A 19,673-nucleotide genomic window follows, 5' to 3' on the forward strand; every position below is an offset into this window, starting at 1 on the left:
TCAGCCCCCCGGGAAAAGGCGCGTCAGCAGGGCGGCGAAGGCGCTCTGGCCGGCGGCGTAGGTCAGGAACAGGGCCATCAGCTCGGCCGTGGCCGGGCGCTTGGCGCTGGCGTGGCCGGCCAGCCAGCGGGCGGGCGCATACAGGGCCATGATGGCGGCGGTCAGCACGAACATCCCCTGCCAGGCCAGGAAGGCGTAGACCGTCGCGCCCTGGCCCGAGTGCTGCGGCATCAGGCCCGTGCCGCGCCACGTCGTCAGGTCCAGGCCCCAGGCGGCGACCACGGCGATCGCACCCAGCGAGGCCAGGACGGCCCAGATCATGGGGCTGCGCGGCCAGTCGGCCTTCAGCATCCCGACCGAGGTCCAGAGCAGCAAGACCGCCAGCGCGTCCAGCGCCAACACGCCCAGCAACGTCAACATCTCGGGCGGCGGGGCCCAGGTCTCAGGCCGGCCGCTCCACAGGAAGACGTAGGAGAAGGCGGTCATCACCGTGACCATGCCGGCGACGATCAGGGTGATCGACATGGCCCACCAGCCGTGGCTGGCCGTGCCGCTGGCGTAGGTCGGAACCATGACGCCGGCGCCGATGTCGGCCATGTCGAACTCGTGGGGGCGGTCCAGTTTCCAGCACCACATGACGATGCAGTAGACGGCCGCCACGCCGCAGACGGCCGCGACGGCGTAGGCCTGGATCACCAGGATCAGGAAGAAGGCGGCGGTGAACAGGGCGGCCCAGACGTGCCAGCCGCTGGGGCGCGGCAGGCGCATCAGCTGGATCGGCTCGGCGTTGATGGCGGTGGTGACCAGGGTCTCGCGCTCGCCCGTGACCGTGCCGGGAATGAAGTAGCGCCCGGCGTCGACGTCCTTCTGCAGGTTCTTCTGGTCCCACAGGGGATACAGGCTCTTCACGACCGGCACCGAGCGGATCGAGAACAGGCCGCCGCGCAGCCATTCCAGCCCCGGCCCGCCGTAGATGTTGCCCGCCTCCTTGCCGGCGAAGGGCCGGAAGTTGCGGATCATGTCGATGACCCACAGCAGCACCGCCAAGCCGAAGATGAAGGAGCCCACCGACGAGATGAAGTTGGGCAGGTCCCAGCCCCGCTCGGGCAGATAGGTGTAGACCCGCCTGGGCATCCCCATCAGCCCGGTCAGGTGCATGGGCAGGAAGGTCACGTTGTGGCCGATGAACATCAGCCAGAAGATCCACTTGCCCATCCGTTCGCTGAGCGGTCGGCTGCTGAGCGCCGGCAGCCAATAGTAGATCGCCGCGAACAGCGGGAAGACCATGCCGCCGATCAGAACGTAGTGCAGGTGGGCGACGATGAAGTAGCTGTCGTGCGCCTGCCAGTCGAACGGCACCATGGCGACCATGACGCCGGTCAGGCCGCCCATGACGAAGATGATCAGGGCGCCGATGACGAACAGACTGGGGGTGTTGTTGGGCATCTTGCCGGACGCAACAGTCGCGATCCAGGCGAAGACCTGCACCCCCGCCGGTATGCTGACGGCCATGGAGGCGGCGGAGAAGATGCTGATCGACATGGTCGGCATGCCGGTCGTGAACATGTGGTGCGACCAGACGCCGAAGCTGATGAAGCCCGTGGCGATCATGGCCAGCACGACCATGCGGTAGCCGACCAGCGGCGTCTTCGCGAGCGCCGGGATGATGGTTGACATGGCGCCGGCCGCCGGCAGGAAGATGATGTAGACCTCGGGGTGGCCGAAGAACCAAAACAGGTGCTGCCACAGCATCGGATCGCCGCCCAGGATCGGGTCGAAGAAGGGCCAGCCGAACGCGCGCTCCAGCTCCAGCAGCAGGGTCGCCAGGATCACCGATGGGAAGGCGATGATGATCATCACCGCGAAGATCAGGCACGCCCAGGCGAAGATCGGCAGCTTGTCCAGGGTCATGCCGGGCGCGCGGGTCTTGAGCACGCCGACGATGATCTCGATGGCGCCGGCGATGGCCGAGATTTCGATGAAGCCGATGCCCAGCAGCCAGAAATCGGCGTTGATTCCCGGCGAATAGGTCATGCTGGTCAGCGGCGGATACATGAACCAGCCGCCGTCTGGCGCCAGGCCGAAGAACAGCGAGGCGAAGAAGCACAGGCCGCCCACCAGATAGGCCCAGAAGGCGTAGGCGCTGAGCCGGGGGAAGGGCAGGTCTCGGGCCCCCAGCATCTGGGGCAGGATGGTTACCGCCAGCGCCTCGACGGCCGGAACGGCGAACAGGAACATCATCACCGTGCCGTGCATGGTGAAGAACTGGTTGTAGGTCTCCTGCGGCAGGAAGCCGACCATCGGCAGGGCCAGCTGGGTGCGCATGGCCAGGGCCAGCACCCCGGCCAGCACGAAGAACAGCATGGCCGCGCCAACGTAATAGACGCCGATGTAGTTGTTGTTGATGACCGTCAGCCACTGCCAGCCTTTGGGCCCGCACCAGACGTCTTCAAGCGCCTTCTTCTCGCCGCGCGGGCGCGGGCCTTCGGTCGGAAAACGATCGTAGAGCTTGGGATCGAAGCCGCTCTCCGAACTCATTTCAGGCTGTCCAGATAGGCGGTGACTTCACGCAGGTCCTGGCCGGTCAGCACCGGATAGGAAGGCATGCGGTTGCCCGGCTTGATGGCCTGGCTGTCGGCGATCCAGCCCGCCAGCGTGCCCTGGTTATTGGGCATGATGCCGGCGCCGATGGTGCGCCGCGCGCCGACGTGGCTCAGGTCGGGCCCGGCCAGGCCGTTGAAGGTCGTGCCGGCCACCGTGTGGCAGGCGCCGCAGCCGTTGGCGTCGAACACCTGGGCGCCGCGCGAGGCGAGGGCGGCGGTCGGGGCGGGCAGCAGCCGGCGCGCGCGCCAAGCTTCGAAATCGGCCGGTTCGTGGGCCACGACCACCAGGCCCATCAGGGCGTGCGGCCCGCCGCAGTATTCCGCGCACTGCCCGCCATAGACGCCGGGCTGGTCGGCCTGGAGGCGCAGCACATTGCGACGGCCCGGGATCATGTCCAGCTTGCCGCCCAGACGCGGAACCCAGAAGCTGTGGATCACATCGGCAGATTCCAGCTCGAAGGCGACGGGCTCTCCGACGGGAATATGAATCTCGTTGGCGTCCTGGATCACCTCGCGGCCCTGGTCGTCCAGATAGGCCACGCGGAACCACCACATCTCGCCGGTGACGCGCACGCGCATCTCGCCGGGCAGGGGCTCGGAGGCGACCTTGGATGTCACCGCCAGGCCGTAGAGCAGCAGGCCGCTGAGCACGACGATCGGAAAGGCCAGGCCGCCGGCCCAGATGATCTTCTCGCCGCCCAGCCGCGCGCGCCATTTGCGCGGACCGAACAGGGCAAGGCCCAGCGCGATGACGACGACCACGAGCACGATCGCGCCCATGGCGAACAGCACCCAGCTGACCAGGTTGATCGCGCCGGCGTAGGGGCCGGCGGGGTCCAGGGCGGGGGGCGGCCAGCCGGCGATTCCAGGCGGCGCCGAAGATCCAGTTGAAGTCTGTGCGGTCATCTCAGCGTGTACAGATAGGCCGCGACGTCGCGGGCTTCGGCTTCGGTCAGGGGCAGGGCGGGCATTCCGGTCGAGGGATCCAGCGACGGCGCGTCGCGCAGCCACTGAACCAGAGTGTCGGGCTGGTTGGGGAAGCGGCCGGCGATCATGGGCCGCTCGCCAAAGCCGGCCAGGGTTCCGCCGACCCGGCCCGAGGGCCAACTGACCCCAGGCGTCTCATGGCAGGCGGCGCAGCCGATGCGCTCGGCGATGACCAGGCCGCGCGCGGCGTCGGCCCCGCTGATGACGCGCGGCGGGTCCTTTTCGGCGCAGGCGCTCAGGCTCAACGTCGCCACGACGATGAGCCATGCAGGCCAGACTGCGGTTGCAGGCGATCGACGGTCCATTCCACCCCGGCTGTCCCTTCAAGGCAGGACAATCCCGCCGAAGCGTCGCGGTTCCGTGGAAAACGGCGGAACCTTGACCGTCAGCCCCCGTTCGATGCCGCGTGCGCGCTTCTCCCATCATCGCCGTCTGGCTTTCGACCGCAGCCGTGGCGGGCCTGTCGGCCTGCCATCCCATGACCAATGAGACGGGCGAGGCGCTGACGGCGACCGGCCGTCTGGTGGCGTTGAGCGGCGGCGACGGCGGGGCGGCCAACGCCTGCTTCACCTGCCACGGCATGGAGGGCCAGGGCGACGGCGTGGCCGCGCCCCGCCTGGCCGGACTGGATGTCGGCTATCTGCAAAAGCAGATGGAGGACTACGCCTCGGGCGTGCGCGGCGACGACGTCATGGGGCCCGTCGCGCGCGGCCTCAGCCAGGCCGATCGTCGGGCCGTCGCCGCCTGGTACGCCAGCCGGCCCGCGCCGGCCTCGACGGCTTCGACCCTGCCAACGCCGGTGGTCTATCTCAGCGGCGATCCGTCGCGGGGCATTCAGCCGTGCGCAGTGTGTCATGGCGACCAAGGCCAGGGCGCCGGCCCGGGCGGACCGGCGATTTCGGGCCAGCCGCGCGCCTATACGATGGAGCAGATCGAACGCTGGCGCACCGGCGGGCGCCGCAACGATCCGCGCGGCGTCATGCGGGCCGCCGTCGCAAACCTGTCAGCCGCAGAAATCCAAGCCATAGCCGCCTGGCTAGAGACTTCGCCCGCTTCTCGACCGCCCGGTAGCGGCGCTGCCACTTCGTCCGTCGCCGCGGCAATTGCGGAACAACCGGCAGCATCCAGTGCAGTACGTCGTCCCGATCAATGAAGTGATGCTTGACCGCCGCCCCGACGTGGATGGGGATGAGCAGCAGCAGGCTGACGATCAGCGCGCCATGCATCCACTCCGCCACCGCCTCGACGCGCCAGCGCGCGGGGTTTGACATATCCGCCATGGGAATGACGGGCCAGGGCAGCAGGCCCGCCACCGTCAGCCCCTGCTGAGGCGCGGTCGCCGAGATCATGAACCAGCCGGTGATCGGCAGGCCGAACAGGCAGATGTAGAAGACATAGTGGGTGATGCTGGCCGCCACGCTTTCCCAGCCCGGCTTGTCGGCGTCGTTGATGCTGGGCGGCGCCAGCAGCCGCCAGGACAGCCGACCGATCACCAGGAGCAGCATCAGCACGCCCACGCCGATATGCACGTCATAGGCCGCCAGCTTGTCGCCGCCGACCGGCAGCCGACCCATGCGCCAGCCCCAGACCAGCTGGAACACCACCAGCACCGCCATGGTCCAGTGGAAGGCGACGCCGATGGGCGAATAGCGGCCCTTGTCGTGGTGCCCTGCGGCCCACTCCAGAATATTGCCGATAAGACGGTCGATCATGCCGTGCGGGTCCGCGGCGCGTCCGGCCCCAGCATGCGTCCGAGCACGACCAGCGCCGCCGCCAGATAGGCCGCCGCTGCCGGGGCCCACATGATCAGGCCGGCTGCTTGCTGATCCTCGAGCGGGGTCAGGCTCCAGGCCAGTGTCGAGGCGAAGTGCGGGGCGTAGAGCGGATCGACTGCGAAGGTGATGATCGCGCCCAGCAACCCCATCTGCACCATGGCCACCAGGAGCGCGGCGACGCCCGCCGGCGCGCGGCTCGCGCGCACGCTGGCCCAGAAGGCCAGGGCCGCGCCCAGAATGCTGGCCTGCATCAGCCAGTAGGCCCCGTCGTTCGACAGCGCCCAGCCATAGGCCGCCGGCGCATGCCAGGCCCACAGCACCGCTGTCTGCAACAGGACCGTCGTCCACAGCCTCGGCTTGGCCACGCGCGGAAGGGCTAGCGCCAGCAGCGGCGCGGCGACCAGCATCAGCAACAGGTGATGCAGGGTGCGGGCGGTGAACAGCGCCGAGCTGAGCGCGCATAAGGGCGAGACGAAGCTGACGAACAGGGCGACGACGGCCAGGGCGGCGGCGGCCTGACGCTTCCAGCCTACGCCGCGCAGCCCGAACGCCAGGGCCGCCCCAAGCAGGGCCAGGCCGATCAGCAGAACGGGATCGCCGTTCCACCGGCTCCAGATCCCAGCCGGGTCTGGCGCACTGCCGCAGTATGGCGTCCAGGTGTTCATCGCTGGGTCAGTCTCCCCCGAGACGCGCGGCGGCCGCAAATTCTCGCACTGGCCATGCAAATCCCCCGGAAGCCGCCTAGTTCCGAAGTCGGCGCCTTCACGGCGTCGGCTGGAGGTCGAAGGCGATGCTCAACCGTCGGCCCTTGCCCGAAAACGGCTCGGTCCCGTGCCAAAGATAGGAGGGGAAAAGCGCCAGCCGGCCCGGCTTAGGCTCGATCCAGTCGCTGGGCTCCAGCGTGGGCCGCGTCAGCACGCCGGGCTTGCCCAGACGCAGCCAGCCCGCGCGCGGCGCGCCTTCCGGCGCCGGCGTCTCGACATAGAAGGCCGAAGACACCCAGCCCTGGGAATGCACATGATCTATGTGTCGCCCGCCCGCCGCCAGCAGCACCGACCAGGCCCCGATGATCCGCCATCCCCCGGCGCGCCGCGCGCCCATTGGTTCGTCGGGCCGCATCCGGGCGACATAGGCGTCGATCAGCGGCGTGAAGGCGCGGAACGCGGCGTCGATTGCGGGGTCGCCGGCGTGGCGCGGATCGATGGCGCTCTGCGCGCCGCCGCGTATCGACTGGCCGAAGGGCTCGGCCCGGAACCCGTGCAGCCGCTTCAGCGCCACAGCCAGATCGGCGAGAAAGGCCTCCCGGGACGCCCAGCCTTGCGGCGTATCGATGTCCTGCGCGAGAGCCAAGCCTTGGGTGGCGTCTTCGCCGGCCTGCAGGCGCAAGGCGGTCTGGCGCAGCGCCAAGGCGTGCTGGTCATGCGGGGTGTGGGCCAGGGCGGCTTCAAGCAGGGCAAGCGCCTCTGCGGCATGGCCCAGGCCTAGCCGGGCGGTCGCCTCGGCCATCAGGACGATGGGGTGGTCCGGCGCTGCACGCCTGGCTGTCAGGGCGTGGGCCAGGGCTTGCTCGGGATCAAATGCGGCCGCCAAGTCCGACGCCACCAGCGCCGTTATGGGCTCTTGCGCGCTGGTTTCGGTCAGAAGCCGTCGATGTCCCGCCTGGGGCCCCTGCATGTCGCCCGTGATCCGCGCGGCGATTACGGCCAGATGAGCGGGCAGGGGACGCATCTCGGTCAGAGCCGCCAGGGCGCGGTCCGCGTCGCCGGTTGTCATCCAGATCAGTTGAGCCCGATCGCGGTGTGCGTCTGCATAGTCTGGCCGCGCCGCGAGGGCGGCGTCGAGGGCTGACAGCGCGCCGTCGAAATCACCGGTCGCGATCAAGGCTCGGGCGAGCACCAGACGCGTCTCGGGGGCCTGTCCGCCGTCGGCGATGGCCTGACGCGCGGCCGTGACGGCGTCCGCATGACGCCCAAGGTCGCCAAGAACCGCCGCCAGATTGTGGCCGGTGACGGCGTTGCCCGGTTCGATCTCGAGCGCCCTGATCAAAGGCGCCAAAGCCTCGTCGTCCCGTCCCAGCGCCCGCAGGGCCGCCGCCTTCAGCTTCAACGCGGCCGGCGTCAGGGCCTGACCTATCAACTCCAGCGCCACGTCCGCGCGGCCCTGTCTCAGCGCGTGGCGCGCCTCGGCCTCACCGCCCGCCTGGCTCAAACCCGCCTCACCGGTCCCGCCGCGCGCGCAGGGCGCGGGCGTCGGCTACGTTGATGAAATAGCTGCCCATGGCGGCGCGTCGAATCCGCACCGCCGCGCCGGGGGCGGCGCGCGCGGTCAGGCGCTCCGTATCGACCTGCCGCCAGACCGAGCCGTCGTCCAGTTCGAACACCCATTCCCCGCGCGACGCCTGATAGGCGCGGGCCAGGGTCGTCTCGATCGCATCGACTTGCGTCTGGCCGCCGAAGCGTTCCAGCAGGCGCACGTTCGGCACGTCCAGGCCGAACAATCCCCGGCGCGTGTCCTGAATCTCGCTGCGGTCCACCACCACGAGGTCGCCTCGGGCCTCGCCTTCGTCGAGCGCTCGGGCGGCCTGATCGAAACAGGCCAGGCGCGCGGCGTCTCCATCGACGGCGCGGCAGGCGCGCAGCGCCGACAGAGCTTCAGGCGTGGTGCGGTCCTGCGCTGATGCGCCTGTCGCCGTCAGGGCGGCGAGGATCGTCAGGGTGGCCAGGCGCATGATCGTCCGCTCTCCGTCAACGACCGATCATGCCGCGTCCCGACCGGTGCGCAAAGCCTCGACTGGCCACCGGGCTCATCCGATTCTAGATACGGGCCATGCCCGAGTTCGTGACAGACATGACCCGTCAGGTCTTCGCCTTGTGGCGACAGTTCCACTGGCTGCCGGAATGGGCGGTGATCTCGGTCATCGTGGCGGTCTTCGTCTTCATCGGCTGGGCCGCCAACCAGATCGTCTTCGCCCTGCTGACCTGGATCGTGCGCAAGCGAGACCTGTTCTGGCGCGGCGTCGTGGGTCGGGCGCGGCTGAAGGTGCGGATCGCGGTGATGATCGTGGCCCTGGCGCTCGCCGTCACGGTGTCGCCGCTGCACCCCGAGCCGTCGCTGTTCATCCGCCAGACCCTGCTGTTCGCCTTCATCCTGACCGTCGGCTGGATGCTGATCGGCGCCGTGGACATGTGGGCGGTGGTCTATCTGCGCCGCTTCAACATGGAGACCGAGGACAATCTGGTGGCGCGCAAGCACGTCACCCAAGCCCGGATCCTTCAGCGTGTCGCCGCCATCGTCATCGGCCTGATCACGCTGGGCCTGGCGCTGATGACCATCGGGGCCGTTCGTCAGTGGGGCCTGTCGCTGCTGGCCTCGGCGGGGGTCGTCGGGATCATCGCCGGCATCGCGCTGCAGCCCTTCTTCACCAACATGATCGCCGGCATCCAGATCGCCACGGCCCAGCCGATCCGCATCGACGACGCCGTGATCGTGGAAGGAGAGTGGGGCCGCGTCGAGGAGATCACCTCGACCTATGTGGTGGTCAAGCTATGGGACTGGCGGCGCATGATCCTGCCGCTGACCTACTTCATCCAGAAGCCGTTTCAGAATTGGACGCGCGAGAACTCCAGCCTGATCGGCGTGGTCTTCCTGTACGTTGACTATGAGGCGCCCATGGACCGGCTGCGCACCGAGCTTGAACGCATCGTTCAGGCCAATCCGCTGTGGGATGGCGACGTGCTGAGTCTGCAGGTGACCGACATCACCGAACGCACCGCCCAGGTCCGGTGCCTGGCCAGCGCCCGCAACGCGCCGACGGCCTTCGATCTGCGCTGCGAGATACGCGAACAGATGCTGGCCTTCATGCGCGACCAATGCCGCGAAGCCCTGCCGCGCGACCGGTTCGATCTGGAGCGAAACGCCCAGCCGTTGACGCCCTAGTCCGAAAGCGCCGTCTGTCCGCGCCGGATCGCCTGGTCCAGCGTCAGTGTCTCGACTGGCTGGGGTGTGGCGCAGGCCAGCGCCATCAGCTCGGCCGCGTCGCCGCCCGGCGCGGCGGGGTAAGGCGGCGCGGTGTCCGGCGTGGCTGGGCCTTCGACGCCGTCGGCGCGCAGTGAGGCGAAGTCCAGGCGGTCGGCGGTCTCGGCCGCGCAGTCGAATGCCCACCACGACCAGCCGCCGACGTAGACGACCTCGCCCACGCTGAAGCCGGTCTCGGCGACCTGCAGCGCGCGCATGCGGGCCTGATCGCCCTTGCGTTCGATGGAGGCCACATCGGCGTAGTGAGCGAAACGGCCGACGCCGCTCTCCACGAGGCGCGGCTCGCCGGCCAGCAGAATCAGGGCCAGAGCAATCATGCGACCAAGGTCTCGGCCTGGTTGAGATCGACGCTGACCAGCTGGCTCATGCCCCGTTCGGGCATGGTGACGCCGTACAGGCGGTCCATCCGGCTCATGGTCACCGGGTTGTGGGTGATGACGATGAAGCGGGTGTCGGTGCGCTTTCTCATCTCGTCCAGCATGCGGCAGAAGCGGTCGACGTTGGCGTCGTCCAGCGGCGCATCAACCTCGTCCAGCACGCAGACGGGCGCAGGATTGGCCAGGAAGACGCCGAAGATCAGGGCCGCCGCCGTCAGCGCCTGCTCGCCGCCGCTCATCAGGCTCATGACCGACAGCCGCTTGCCCGGCGGGCAGGCGTAGATCTCCAGGCCCGCCTCCAGCGGATCGTCGCTCTCGACCAGCTTCAACTCGGCCTGTCCGCCACCGAAGAGGGCCTCGAACAGAGCCTTGAAGTTGGCGTTGATGATGTCGAAGGCGGCGACCAGCCGCTCTCGGCCCTCGGCGTTCAGCTCGTCGATGCCGTCCCGCAGCTTGGCGATCGCCTGGGTCAGGTCGATGCGCTCGGACTTCATGCTGTTCAGCCGCTCGCCGTACTCGGCCGCCTCGTCCTCGGCGCGCAGATTGACCGCGCCCAGGGCCTCGCGTTCGCGCTCCAGCCCGTACAGCAGGCTTTCGGCGCCCGCCGCGTCCGGCGGTCGGGCAATGGCGTCGTCGGTCAGCTTCTGACCCAGTTCCTGCGGCGACATCTGCGCCGTTTCGCGCACCGTGGTCTCGGCGTCCGACAGCTTCTCGGCCGCCGCCTCGGCGCGGGCGGCCAGGCCGGCGCGGGCCTCGCGCGCCTGGGATGCGGCGGCGTCGGAGGCGCGCGCGGCGCGGTCGGCCTCGGTCGCGGCCGCTTCGGCCAAAGCGACGGCGTCCGACGCCGCCTGCTTGCGCGCCTCGGCGGCCAGCAGAGAGTCCATCAGCCGCCCACGCTGTTCGGCGAAGCCCTGCGGCGCGACCTGGGCCTGGGCCAGCAGGGCGGCGGTCTTGTCGGCGTCCTTCTCAAGCGCGGCGACGCGCTGGGCGCTGTCCTTGGCGCGCGATGTCCAGCCCTCCTGCGCGCGGGTCAGGGCGCCCAGGCGCTGCTCACGGCCGGCGCGATCGCGGGCCTCCTCGTCACGCTGGGACCGCGCCGTCTGGGCGGCCTGGCGCGCGGCGTCGGCCCCGGCGCGGGCGGCGGACAGCTCGCCCTTCAGCTCGATCAGGGTTTCGGACGGCGTGTCGACGCTCTGGGCCGCCTCGAGCGCGGTGCGGGCCTCGTCGACCTCGACCCCGAGGCGGGCGACGGTTTCGTCCAGGGCCTGGGCGCGGGCTTCCCGGCGGGTCTGTTCGCGGCTCAGGGCCTCGACGCGATCGCGCGCGCCGGTCAGGGCCTTGTCGGCGGCGAAGGGTTTGAGGCGGGCGGTCTTCACCGCCTCCTCGGCGGCGCGGAAGGCTTCTGCGGCGGCCTTCTGACGACCCTGCGCCTGCTCCAGCGCCGGTTTGCCGCGGTCGATTTCGTCCTCCAGTTCGGTCAGCCGGGTGCGCTGGGCCAGGCGGACGGCGGCGGGGCGCGGGGCCTCCGCTCGGCTGACGAAGCCGTCCCAGCGGTACAGGTCGCCCTCGCGCGTCGCCAGGCGGGCGCCGGGGGGCAGGTCGGCGGCCAGTTCGGCCGCGCGCGCCCGGTCGGCGACGCCGCACAGGGCCAGGCGCGCCCTCAGGGCCTCGGGGGCGTGGACGTGGTCCGACAGCGGCTCGACGTCCGCCGGCCAGGTCGGCGGCGCGGCCTGGGCGCCCGCCCAGTGGACCGGGGCGCGGGCGTCCAGCGCGGCGTCCAGGTCGTCGCCCAGAGCGGCGGCCAGGGCGGCTTCATAGCCCTTGGACGCGGCAACCTTGTCCAGAGCCGGCGGATAGTCGCGCTTGGCCGAGACCAGCAGCTGGGCCAGGCCGCGCGCCTCGGTCTGAAGCCGACCCAGGCGGTCTTCGGCGGCGCGGGCCTCTGTTCGGGCTTCCTGTTCGGCGCGGGCCAGGTCGCCACGCGCGGCCTCGGCCGCCTCCACCGCCTCGCGAGCGGCCGCAAGCTCGGCTTGGGCGGCCTCCAGGGCCTGGCGGGCCGGCTCCAGTTCGGGCGTCTCGAGCGGAGCCAGGGCCTCGCGCTCACGCCGCGCCTGATCGTGCTGGGCCTGGACACGCGACAGGCGGGCTTCGGCGTCGCGGCGGCGCGCGGTCTCGGCGTTGGCGCGCGCCTCGGCCGCCGCCAGGGTTCCGGCGACTCGCTCAACTTCTCCGTCCGCCGCCTTGCGGGCCGCCTCTGCGGCGGACAGCGCCGTCTCGAGCTCAGGCCCGCGCTGAGGCGCCGCAGCGATTTCAGCCTTGAGGCGCGCCAGTTCTCCGTCCAACCGCTCCAGCTCGCGCTGGGCGTCGCCGGCCATGCGGCCCTCGCGCTCCTGATCGGCGGCGATGCGGGCGGCCTCGGTCTTCAGGCGCTCGACCTCGGCGCGGGCCGCCTGTTCGGCCATGTCGAGGCGGTCGCGTTCTAGGGTCGCGCGGTTCAGCAGAGCGGTGGCGACCGCATCCTCTTCGCGCGCCGGCTTCAGCCCTTCCTGCGCCGTCAGGGCGGCCGTCTGTGCGGCGGCGGCGGCGGTGGTCGTCTCGGCGACCGCGCGGTCGGCCTCGCGCAGCTCGCCGGCGGCGGCCTCGGCAGCGACCCGCGCGTCGTTCCAGCGGACGTAGAGCAGCGCGGCCTGCAAGGCGCGGATCTCGGCCGAGATCTTCTTGTACTTCTCGGCCTGGCGCGCCTCGCGCTTCAGCCGGTTCAACGCCGTTTCCAGCTCGCGCCCAATGTCGTCCAGCCGCTCCAGATTGGTCTCGGCCGCCTTGAGGCGCAGCTCGGCCTCGTGCCGACGCGTGTGCAGGCCGGCGACGCCGCCGGCTTCCTCAAGGATGCGACGCCGGTTTTGGGGCTTGGCGGCGATCAGTTCGCTGATCTGACCCTGGCGCACCAGGGCGGGCGAGTTCGCGCCGGTCGAGGCGTCGGCGAACAGCAGTTGCACATCGCGCGCCCGCACCTCCTTGCCGTTGATCCGATAGGTCGAGCCCTGGCCTCGGTCGATGCGGCGCGAGACCTCCAGCACCGCACTGTCGGTGAAGGGCTGGGGCGCGCGGCGCTGCGCATTGTCGATGGTCAGCTGGACTTCGGCGTGGTTGCGCGGCGGGCGGCCCGAGGCGCCGGCGAAGATGACGTCGTCCATGCCCTGGCCGCGCATGGCCTTGGCCGAGTTGGCGCCCATGACCCAGCGCAGGCTCTCCAGCACATTGGACTTGCCGCAGCCGTTCGGGCCGACAATGCCGGTCAGTCCCGGCTCGATCTGCACCTCGGCCGGTTCGACGAACGACTTGAATCCGACGAGCCTGAGGCGCTGGAACTGCATCGCCCGTCCGTCAGCGCCCCGCCGCGGCTTCGGCGTCGCGGATGGCGAACTCCAGCCCGCCCAGAGACCGGTCGGTGGTCTGGCGGCCGTTGACGAAAAAGGCCGGCGTGCCGTGAACGCCCGCAGCCGTCGCCTGGGCGATCTCGGTCTCGATCAGATTGCGGATTTCGGGCCTGGCCACGCAAGCGTCGATCTGGGCGCGGGTGCGGCCGCTGGCCTGGACGGCGGCGGCGTACCAGTCGTCCTGGCTGCCGCCGTTGAACAAGGCGGCCTGCCCTCGGAACAGGGCGGCCGCCGTGTCGAAGAAGCGCTCCGGCGCAGCGCAGCGCGCCAGGGCCGCGGCGGGCAGGGCCAGCTCAGGCGGCGCCGTCGGCAGGTTGCGGAACACCAGCTTGACCCGCCCCGTGTCGATGAAGCGCCGCTTGAATTCGGGCAGGACCAGTTGGTGCCAGTCGGCGCACAGGTGGCAGGTGAAGCTGGCGTATTCGATCACGGTGACAGGCGCGTCGGCGCGGCCCAGCACCCTGTCGTTGGCGTGGGCGGCCGGCGGCGCCGAGGGCGTCTGCTGGGCCGCCGCCGGTGCGGCCAGCATCAGGGCCAACGCGAGGATAAGGGCCCGCGCCATGACCTAGTTGGCCGCCAGCAAGGGATCGATCGCCTCGGACAGGCCCGACAGCGAGCGATCCTGCACCAGCCGGCCGTTGACCAGGAAGGTCGGCGTGCCGGTGACGCCCGCGGCGCGCGCGGCCTGGGTGCGGGCCTCGGCGGCGGCGACCGCCTCGGGGTTGGTCACGCATTGGGTGAACTGCTGCTCGTTCAGCCCGGCCTCGCCCGCGATCCTCGCCAGCACGTCGCGCGGCGGGGTGGAGCCGCCGAACAGCTCTGGCTGGGCGTCCATGATCTTGCCCACCACGTCGAAATACTGGTCCGCGCCGGCGCAACGGGCGACCAGGAAGCCAGCGACGGAAATCTCGGCCGGCGGGGTGGGGAATTCGCGGAATACGAAGCGCACCTGATTGGTGTCTACGTATTTGGCCTTGAAGGCGGGCCAGACTTCGGAATGCCACTGGGCGCAGGCGCCGCAGGTGACCGAGGCGTATTCGATCACCGTCACCTTGGCGCCCTCGGCCGCCCCCAGGGCCATGTCGTCCTCGACCGGCGCCTTGCCCGATCCGCCGCCGCAAGCGGCCAGCATCAGGGCCGCCGCAACGGCGAAGCCGCTCCAAACCCGTCGATTCATCGTCGCCCCCCACATGGCCGTCAGTCCGCCAGCAGCGGATCGATGGCGGCCGACAGATCGGCCAGGCTGGCGCCCTCGCCGCCCGACGACTGGACCACCTGCCCATTGACGTAGAAGGCGGGCGTCCCGCTGACGCCCTGGTCGCGGGCCACCTGGATGCGGCGCTCCATGGCGGCCACGCCTTCGGGGTCGGCGAGGCAGGTCTGGAACTGCTCTTCGGTCATGCCTACGGCGTTGGCGGTCCGCAGCAGCCAGTCGCGCGGCTGCAGCGCGCCGCCGAACAGCTCGCCCTGGGTGTCGAACAGGTGGTGGACAACGTCGAAATAGCGGTCGTCACCCGCGCAGCGCGCGACCATGAAACCGGCCGTGGCGATGTCGGCGGGCGGGGTCGGCAGCTCGCGCAGGACGAACCGGACCTGATTGGTGTCGACATACTTGGCCTTGAACTCGGGCCAGGTGTCGCGGTGCCAGGCGGCGCAATGGACGCAGGTCACCGAGGCGTACTCCACAACCGTGACCTTGGCGCCCTCGGCCGCGCCCAGGGCCATGTCGCCCTCGGCCGAGCCGCCCGCGTTTCCGCTGCATCCGGCCATCACGGCCATGCCGGCCAGGGCCGCGGCGGTCAACGCCGCGCGGCGGCTCATCTGGGCGTATCGGGTCAGCTTGGCGCGCATGCGTCGTCTTCCATCGCTAAAGGCGGATCATCGAGCGATTCCCCGAAAGTCATCGCACCGCCGGTTCTTGACGACAGGTGAGGCGGATTTTGGCCGTCCCGGTCGCCGATCCCCCAATCAAGGCGCCACGGCCGAGCGGTCAAGCCCGGATTGGGCCGCCGCCGCCGAAAGCGGCCACTCTGAATGTCGGACAAGGGTGGGTAGCGGACCTAGGCAGCCTCACTCGGAGGACTGCAATACGCCTCGAGAAGGTCCGCAAAAGACGGGGCGATCTGCTGGGCCGTGCCGAAGTCGTGATCCCAGAGATACACGGCATCGCTGACATCACGCCTCCGGAACGAAAGCAAGTTGCCGCCGCTGTCGGATGCGAACGGCACGAGGTCGGCAGGATAGGCAGAGGGCGTCCAGCCTTGAACGCTCTCAACGATCTCGGTCGGCGTCAGGAAGTCTCCCAAGTGCGGCAGGTCCGATTGTTCATCGAGGGCATCCCACAAATCGGCTGAGGGTCTCGGAAGGCCAACCGCCAAGACGGCACCGCGATAGCTCGCGGGAAAGGTAAAGCTCAAATCCTTTTCTGCCTGCTCCAAGTCAGCAGGCTGCACTTCGATGGGTGGGTAGTCTGCATGAGACCATTGCTTGTTGAAAGCATCGAGCCACGTCGCTGTCAACGTCCGCTATGGGTCGAATGCGGTCCTCCGCTTAAAGGCCTTAAGCGGACATTGGCCTTCGAACCGAAAAATGGCCGCTGGCTGTTTCTGCATGGGGGGCGGCATTAGAGGTCCGCCCATTCCAAAAGCTTGAAAGCCCTGTATCATCAGCATCACATGAGCGAGCGCAGCTATTATCTTTGGATCGGAAGAACGATGATGACCTTATCGATCATGCTGCCGGTTGTTTTCACATTGCTGTTTTTGGTCATCACTATTGACCCTGATGCTTACATCGGCGTGACGCCTAGAGAGACCGTGCTGGTGTTTCTAGGCATCTATGCCGTCAGTATCGGCGGCTTCGTGATTGGTCGGTTTCTCGCGAAGATTCCACCTTAATGATGATCTCCCCTCGGGTCGGGAATTGTCGTGAGAACTTTGCCGGAAAGCGGATCTTCAGCCGAGCGACAATGAACCGCGACCTGCCAGATGTCATATCGGGTTGGTCAAACGCACTCGTTGTCCTTCAGAGCAAACGAGAATTTTTGCTCGGCTCCAGGCGTCACGTAGCCAATGGGACACGTTACCTCAGAGCCGGTTTCCGAGCTCAGCCGAACCTCCCCGCTCCCCTCACACGTCACCGACAAAGACGCTCGCAGGCTGTCGCCGCGTCGGGTCAGCTTCGTTTCCCGTCCGCACAGCGAAACAACACCGGACACATGCGGAGGACCTGACGTATCGACTTCAACAGAGTTCATCATAGGCGGTGAGCAGGCCGCAAGAACGGTTCCGCTAAGGTAGGTGCTTATGACCGCCAGTGCTCTCATGAAGCGAACTATCGCCCATTCGCCAATACCCGCAATGGGTGGAATGCGGTCTTCGAGTGTCGGCGAAAAAGACGACCTAGCGAGCGCGCCGATCCAATGCGGCCTGGCCTCAACGTCCCGTGCGTTCGCGATGCGGGCAGCCGGGCCAGCAGCAGGGGCGGCGCTTGCCGGTGTTGAGGTCGGCCGCCACTCGCTCGACGTGCTTGCGTCGGGTCTCGGGCCGTTTGACCGACTGGACCCAGCAAATCCATTCGTTGCGGGCCAGCGGGGTGATGTCCTCCCAACGCTCCAGAGCGGCTGGCTCGCTGATGAGGGCAAGGCGAAGATCATCGGGCAGGTCGTGGACCACGCCGCCGCTCGGCGTCCCCGCCTTAGCCTCAGTCATCGCGACGGTTGCTCATCACGGCGCGCGCCAGCTTGGCCAGGGGGCCGCGCAAATCTTCGGGCGCGGCGGCCAGGTCCGCCTCAAGCCGCGCCGCCTCGGCGGCGTCCAGCGGCGGAGGAGAGGCGGCTCGCGCGGGGCGGGGGCGTTCGCGTTCGGCCAGCGGCTTCACCGGTCCCTGAGCGATCCTGAGTTTCGCCACCGCGCCCGACCCCAGAAATAGGTTCACGCGCGAAAGGATCTCCTCGGACTGATGCTGCACCAAAAGCGCCGCCGCGCCCGCCACGCGCAGCTCCAGCGTCCCGCCCGCTCCGCCGCGCCCGCGCGTCAGCTTCTGGGGCCGCGTGACCCGCGCCAGCCTGTCTCCGACGATCTCGCGCCAGCGCGGCTCCAGCGCCTCGGCGCCGCGCCCGAACTTTTCATCCAGCTCGCGGATCAGGCCGGTCAGGGCCTTGCCCGCGCGCGGCACCGGCCGCATCGGCGGGCGCGTGCGACGGCGCGCCAGGATCTCGCGGGCTTCAGCTTCCGTGGGCAAAGGGCGGCGCATGGGAAGGACCATATCCCTTGGACGCGCGGCGCACTACATGGTCGGGCGATGGATGTTGTCGCCGTTCGCCGCGCCCTGATCGACTGGTACGACCGCGAGGCCCGCAGCCTGCCGTGGCGCGCCCCGCCGGGTTCGGACGCGCGGCCCGACCCGTATCGCGTCTGGCTGTCGGAAGTGATGCTGCAGCAGACCACGACGGCCCACGCCGCACCCTACTACGCCGCCTTCACGACGCGCTGGCCGACCGTCGGCGATCTGGCGGCGGCCGAGGACGGCGAGGTCATGGCCGCCTGGGCGGGGCTCGGCTACTACGCCCGCGCCCGCAATCTGCTGGCCTGCGCCCGAGCGGTGGCGGCCGATTACGACGGCGTCTTTCCCGACGATGAGGCCAGCCTGCTGGCCCTGCCAGGGCTGGGCGCCTACACCGCCGCCGCCGTGGCGGCGATCGCCTTCGGGCAGGCCGCCAATGTGGTGGACGGCAATGTCGAGCGGGTCATGGCGCGTCTGTTCGCGGTCGACACGCCCATCCCCGCCGCCCGGCCCGAACTGCGCCGCCTGGCCGGGCGCTTCGTGACGGACGAGCGACCGGGCGACTGGGCTCAGGCTCTGATGGACCTGGGTGCGACCGTCTGTCGACCGAAGTCCCCCCTGTGCAGACGCTGCCCCGTCGCCTTCGCCTGTCAGGGCCTGGCGACCGGCGCGCCTGAGAAATTCCCGGTCAGGACGCCGAAGTCCGAGCGGCCGCGCCGGCTCGGCCACGCCTATGTGCTGCTGGACGGAAGGGGCCGCGTCGCCCTGGTGCGCCGTCCGGCCAAGGGCTTGCTCGGCGGCATGCTGGGCCTGCCGACCTCGGACTGGAGCGCTGCGCCCGCCTCCGAGCCGCCCGCGCCTGCGGACTGGCGTCAGACGGGATCGATCGAGCACGTCTTCACGCACTTCTCGCTGGATCTGACGGTGCATGTGGCCGAGGGCGAGGGCGATTTTCTGTGGACGCCGGTCGAGGATGCGCGCGCGGCGCTGCCCACGGTGTTCAGAAAGGCGCTGGACCGGGCCCTGGCCTGAGCTAGGCCTTCTGGGCGAAGGGGATGATCTGGGCGCCGCCGGGTGGTTCTCCCGCAGCCGGCGTCTCGTCGATCACCGGCAGGCGGACCGTAGCGGCCGACCCTTCGCCCAGGGTGCTGTCCAGCATCAGCCGGCCGCCGTGCAGTTCGGCGAGCGAGCGCACCAGCGACAGGCCCAGGCCCGAGCCTTGCGCCTTCTGGTCCGCGCCGCCGGCCTGTTCGTAGGGGCGGCCCAGGCGGGCCAGGTCCTCGGCGGCGATGCCGACGCCGGTGTCGGACACCGTCACCTCCAGCATCGGGCCCAGCCGTTCGGCGGCCAGACTGACCGAGCCGCCGGCGGGCGTGAACTTGATCGCGTTGGACACCAGGTTCAGCGCCATCTGCTTGAGCGCGCGGCGGTCGGCCATGACCTTCAGCGGTTCGGCCGGCAGGACCACCGCCAGCTCGACGCCCTTGTCGCGCGCCTGGCCGCGCATCAGCACGGCGACCGCCTCGATCGCCTCGCGGGCGTCGAAGGGCTCGAGCGCCAGTTCATAGCGGTCGGCCTCGATCTTGGAGACGTCCAGAACGTCGTTGATCAGGTCCAGCAGGTGTCCGCCGGCCTCGTGGATCGAGCCGGCGTATTCGGCGTAGCGCTCGGGCAGGGGGCCGAACAGGCGCTGGCGCATGATGTCGGAGAAGCCGACGACGGCGTTCAGCGGCGTGCGCAGTTCGTGGCTCATGTGCGCCAGGAAGCGGCTCTTGCCGGCGTCGCGGGCCTCGGCCCGGTCGCGCTGGGCGGCCAGATCGGCGAGCTCGGCGACGGCCACGTCAGCCTGGAGCGCCAGTACCGCCAGGTTCGGCCCGTTCAGCGGCGCGGCGCGCAGGCGCAGGGTCCGGCCGTCAGCCAGGCGGGTCAGGCGCTCGCCGGCCTCGCCCCGCGCCTGCGAACTGGCCAGCCACTCGCGCAGGGCCTCGCGCTCGTCGGGCGCGGCGGCGGCGATCAGGTCGTCGCCGGCCAGGTCCGCTTCAACACCCGCCCGCGCCAGGATGCGGCCGGACGGGGCGACGGTCAGCAGGGCGCCGGGCAGCGCGGCGGTCAGGGCGCGGGCCGTCGACAGCGCCTCACCGTCCGCGTCCGCGCGGCGCTCGCGGGGCCGGCCGG

The 19,673-nt window shown here is 69.8% G+C and carries 19 protein-coding genes and 1 pseudogene; 4 read left to right on the top strand and 16 right to left on the bottom strand.

Annotation, left to right across the window (positions count from 1 at the left end):
- Genes ACK4I0_RS03535 through ACK4I0_RS03545 form a run of 3 tightly spaced genes read right to left on the bottom strand, consistent with a single transcriptional unit; the run spans window position 1 to window position 3,895 of the window.
- Entirely contained in the window at window positions 1–2,538 is a 2,538-nt protein-coding gene (locus tag ACK4I0_RS03535; RefSeq protein WP_409608051.1) for a cbb3-type cytochrome c oxidase subunit I, read from the bottom strand.
- Complete coding sequence (gene coxB / locus ACK4I0_RS03540) at window positions 2,535–3,509, bottom strand: cytochrome c oxidase subunit II (protein ID WP_409608053.1); 975 nt, start codon at window positions 3,507–3,509, stop codon at window positions 2,535–2,537. Before coxB ends, ACK4I0_RS03535 begins: the two co-directional genes overlap by 4 nt.
- Entirely contained in the window at window positions 3,506–3,895 is a 390-nt protein-coding gene (locus ACK4I0_RS03545) for a c-type cytochrome (protein WP_409608055.1), read from the bottom strand. The genes coxB and ACK4I0_RS03545 overlap by 4 nt, the downstream gene beginning before the upstream one ends.
- A 173-nt stretch (window positions 3,896–4,068) precedes the next feature.
- On the opposite strand from ACK4I0_RS03545, the pseudogene ACK4I0_RS03550 reads away from it, so the two are divergent.
- Window positions 4,069–4,575 (top strand): annotated as a pseudogene (locus tag ACK4I0_RS03550) (c-type cytochrome); the annotation flags it as partial.
- Here the strand turns inward: ACK4I0_RS03550 and ACK4I0_RS03555 are convergent.
- The 4 genes from ACK4I0_RS03555 to ACK4I0_RS03570 form a co-directional block, all read right to left on the bottom strand.
- The gene (locus ACK4I0_RS03555; protein ID WP_409608057.1) at window positions 4,568–5,302 is read right to left on the bottom strand and encodes a cytochrome b; all 735 of its coding nucleotides are present in this window, start codon (window positions 5,300–5,302) and stop codon (window positions 4,568–4,570) included. The pseudogene ACK4I0_RS03550 and the gene ACK4I0_RS03555 overlap by 8 nt on opposite strands.
- Window positions 5,299–6,030, bottom strand: coding sequence for a cytochrome c oxidase assembly protein (locus tag ACK4I0_RS03560; RefSeq protein WP_409608059.1), 732 nt, complete (start codon window positions 6,028–6,030; stop codon window positions 5,299–5,301). Before ACK4I0_RS03560 ends, ACK4I0_RS03555 begins: the two co-directional genes overlap by 4 nt.
- A 97-nt stretch (window positions 6,031–6,127) precedes the next feature.
- A complete protein-coding gene (locus ACK4I0_RS03565; protein WP_409608061.1) occupies window positions 6,128–7,573 on the bottom strand; it encodes a putative 2OG-Fe(II) oxygenase in 1,446 nt (481 codons plus the stop codon).
- A 7-nt stretch (window positions 7,574–7,580) separates the two neighbouring features.
- Entirely contained in the window at window positions 7,581–8,093 is a 513-nt protein-coding gene (locus ACK4I0_RS03570; protein ID WP_409608063.1) for a hypothetical protein, read from the bottom strand.
- A gap of 98 nt (window positions 8,094–8,191) precedes the next feature.
- Here ACK4I0_RS03570 and ACK4I0_RS03575 point away from each other — a divergent pair, with 98 nt between their 5' ends.
- Window positions 8,192–9,301 carry a mechanosensitive ion channel family protein gene (locus tag ACK4I0_RS03575; protein ID WP_409608065.1) on the top strand — a complete coding sequence of 370 codons (1,110 nt, stop codon included), beginning with the start codon at window positions 8,192–8,194 and terminating at the stop codon, window positions 9,299–9,301.
- Here ACK4I0_RS03575 and ACK4I0_RS03580 read toward each other — a convergent pair.
- The 6 genes from ACK4I0_RS03580 to ACK4I0_RS03605 form a co-directional block, all read right to left on the bottom strand.
- Window positions 9,298–9,717, bottom strand: a complete 420-nt coding sequence (locus ACK4I0_RS03580) for a hypothetical protein (protein ID WP_409608067.1) — start codon at window positions 9,715–9,717, stop codon at window positions 9,298–9,300. The two genes, ACK4I0_RS03575 and ACK4I0_RS03580, sit on opposite strands and share 4 nt — an antisense overlap.
- Complete coding sequence (smc, locus tag ACK4I0_RS03585; RefSeq protein ID WP_409608069.1) at window positions 9,714–13,151, bottom strand: chromosome segregation protein SMC; 3,438 nt, start codon at window positions 13,149–13,151, stop codon at window positions 9,714–9,716. Before smc ends, ACK4I0_RS03580 begins: the two co-directional genes overlap by 4 nt.
- Window positions 13,152–13,161: 10 nt before the next feature.
- Window positions 13,162–13,776 carry a thioredoxin domain-containing protein gene (locus ACK4I0_RS03590; protein WP_409608071.1) on the bottom strand — a complete coding sequence of 205 codons (615 nt, stop codon included), beginning with the start codon at window positions 13,774–13,776 and terminating at the stop codon, window positions 13,162–13,164.
- A gap of 3 nt (window positions 13,777–13,779) precedes the next feature.
- On the bottom strand, window positions 13,780–14,391 hold the full coding sequence (locus ACK4I0_RS03595; RefSeq protein WP_409608073.1) for a thioredoxin domain-containing protein: 612 nt from the start codon (window positions 14,389–14,391) through the stop codon (window positions 13,780–13,782).
- Window positions 14,392–14,411: 20 nt separating this feature from the next.
- Complete coding sequence (locus ACK4I0_RS03600; RefSeq protein ID WP_409608075.1) at window positions 14,412–15,065, bottom strand: DsbA family protein; 654 nt, start codon at window positions 15,063–15,065, stop codon at window positions 14,412–14,414.
- A 209-nt stretch (window positions 15,066–15,274) separates the two neighbouring features.
- Window positions 15,275–15,733, bottom strand: a complete 459-nt coding sequence (locus ACK4I0_RS03605) for an SMI1/KNR4 family protein (protein WP_409608077.1) — start codon at window positions 15,731–15,733, stop codon at window positions 15,275–15,277.
- A gap of 156 nt (window positions 15,734–15,889) precedes the next feature.
- Between ACK4I0_RS03605 and ACK4I0_RS03610 the strand changes: the two genes are divergently transcribed.
- Entirely contained in the window at window positions 15,890–16,111 is a 222-nt protein-coding gene (locus ACK4I0_RS03610; protein ID WP_409608079.1) for a hypothetical protein, read from the top strand.
- A 537-nt stretch (window positions 16,112–16,648) separates the two neighbouring features.
- Here the strand turns inward: ACK4I0_RS03610 and ACK4I0_RS03615 are convergent.
- Together ACK4I0_RS03615 and ACK4I0_RS03620 are read right to left on the bottom strand one after the other, a co-directional pair.
- Window positions 16,649–16,924, bottom strand: a complete 276-nt coding sequence (locus ACK4I0_RS03615; protein WP_409608081.1) for a YdeI/OmpD-associated family protein — start codon at window positions 16,922–16,924, stop codon at window positions 16,649–16,651.
- A complete protein-coding gene (locus ACK4I0_RS03620; protein ID WP_409608083.1) occupies window positions 16,917–17,468 on the bottom strand; it encodes a DUF721 domain-containing protein in 552 nt (183 codons plus the stop codon). Before ACK4I0_RS03620 ends, ACK4I0_RS03615 begins: the two co-directional genes overlap by 8 nt.
- A gap of 48 nt (window positions 17,469–17,516) precedes the next feature.
- Here ACK4I0_RS03620 and mutY point away from each other — a divergent pair, with 48 nt between their 5' ends.
- Window positions 17,517–18,530 carry an A/G-specific adenine glycosylase gene (mutY, locus tag ACK4I0_RS03625; RefSeq protein WP_409608085.1) on the top strand — a complete coding sequence of 338 codons (1,014 nt, stop codon included), beginning with the start codon at window positions 17,517–17,519 and terminating at the stop codon, window positions 18,528–18,530.
- A gap of 1 nt (window position 18,531) precedes the next feature.
- On the opposite strand, the gene ACK4I0_RS03630 is transcribed toward mutY, so the two are convergent.
- A partial coding sequence (locus ACK4I0_RS03630; RefSeq protein WP_409608087.1) for a sensor histidine kinase occupies window positions 18,532–19,673 on the bottom strand: 1,142 nt, incomplete at its 5' end.

The sequence above is a fragment of the Brevundimonas sp. genome (assembly GCF_046295775.1).
In the GTDB taxonomy this organism is placed as follows: domain Bacteria; phylum Pseudomonadota; class Alphaproteobacteria; order Caulobacterales; family Caulobacteraceae; genus Brevundimonas.

Bases quoted from the DNA above. Each gene is read 5' to 3' on its own strand.
- ACK4I0_RS03580 (WP_409608067.1), bottom strand. From the start codon at position 9,717: ATGATTGCTCTGGCCCTGATTCTGCTGGCCGGCGAGCCGCGCCTCGTG.
- ACK4I0_RS03590 (WP_409608071.1), bottom strand. From the start codon at position 13,776: ATGGCGCGGGCCCTTATCCTCGCGTTGGCCCTGATGCTGGCCGCACCG.
- ACK4I0_RS03600 (WP_409608075.1), bottom strand. From the start codon at position 15,065: ATGCGCGCCAAGCTGACCCGATACGCCCAGATGAGCCGCCGCGCGGCG.
- ACK4I0_RS03615 (WP_409608081.1), bottom strand. From the start codon at position 16,924: ATGACTGAGGCTAAGGCGGGGACGCCGAGCGGCGGCGTGGTCCACGAC.
- ACK4I0_RS03575 (WP_409608065.1), top strand. From the start codon at position 8,192: ATGCCCGAGTTCGTGACAGACATGACCCGTCAGGTCTTCGCCTTGTGG.
- ACK4I0_RS03555 (WP_409608057.1), bottom strand. From the start codon at position 5,302: ATGATCGACCGTCTTATCGGCAATATTCTGGAGTGGGCCGCAGGGCAC.
- ACK4I0_RS03620 (WP_409608083.1), bottom strand. From the start codon at position 17,468: ATGCGCCGCCCTTTGCCCACGGAAGCTGAAGCCCGCGAGATCCTGGCG.
- ACK4I0_RS03560 (WP_409608059.1), bottom strand. From the start codon at position 6,030: ATGAACACCTGGACGCCATACTGCGGCAGTGCGCCAGACCCGGCTGGG.
- coxB (WP_409608053.1), bottom strand. From the start codon at position 3,509: ATGACCGCACAGACTTCAACTGGATCTTCGGCGCCGCCTGGAATCGCC.
- smc (WP_409608069.1), bottom strand. From the start codon at position 13,151: ATGCAGTTCCAGCGCCTCAGGCTCGTCGGATTCAAGTCGTTCGTCGAA.
- ACK4I0_RS03535 (WP_409608051.1), bottom strand. From the start codon at position 2,538: ATGAGTTCGGAGAGCGGCTTCGATCCCAAGCTCTACGATCGTTTTCCG.
- ACK4I0_RS03545 (WP_409608055.1), bottom strand. From the start codon at position 3,895: ATGGACCGTCGATCGCCTGCAACCGCAGTCTGGCCTGCATGGCTCATC.
- ACK4I0_RS03610 (WP_409608079.1), top strand. From the start codon at position 15,890: ATGAGCGAGCGCAGCTATTATCTTTGGATCGGAAGAACGATGATGACC.
- mutY (WP_409608085.1), top strand. From the start codon at position 17,517: ATGGATGTTGTCGCCGTTCGCCGCGCCCTGATCGACTGGTACGACCGC.
- ACK4I0_RS03570 (WP_409608063.1), bottom strand. From the start codon at position 8,093: ATGCGCCTGGCCACCCTGACGATCCTCGCCGCCCTGACGGCGACAGGC.
- ACK4I0_RS03595 (WP_409608073.1), bottom strand. From the start codon at position 14,391: ATGAATCGACGGGTTTGGAGCGGCTTCGCCGTTGCGGCGGCCCTGATG.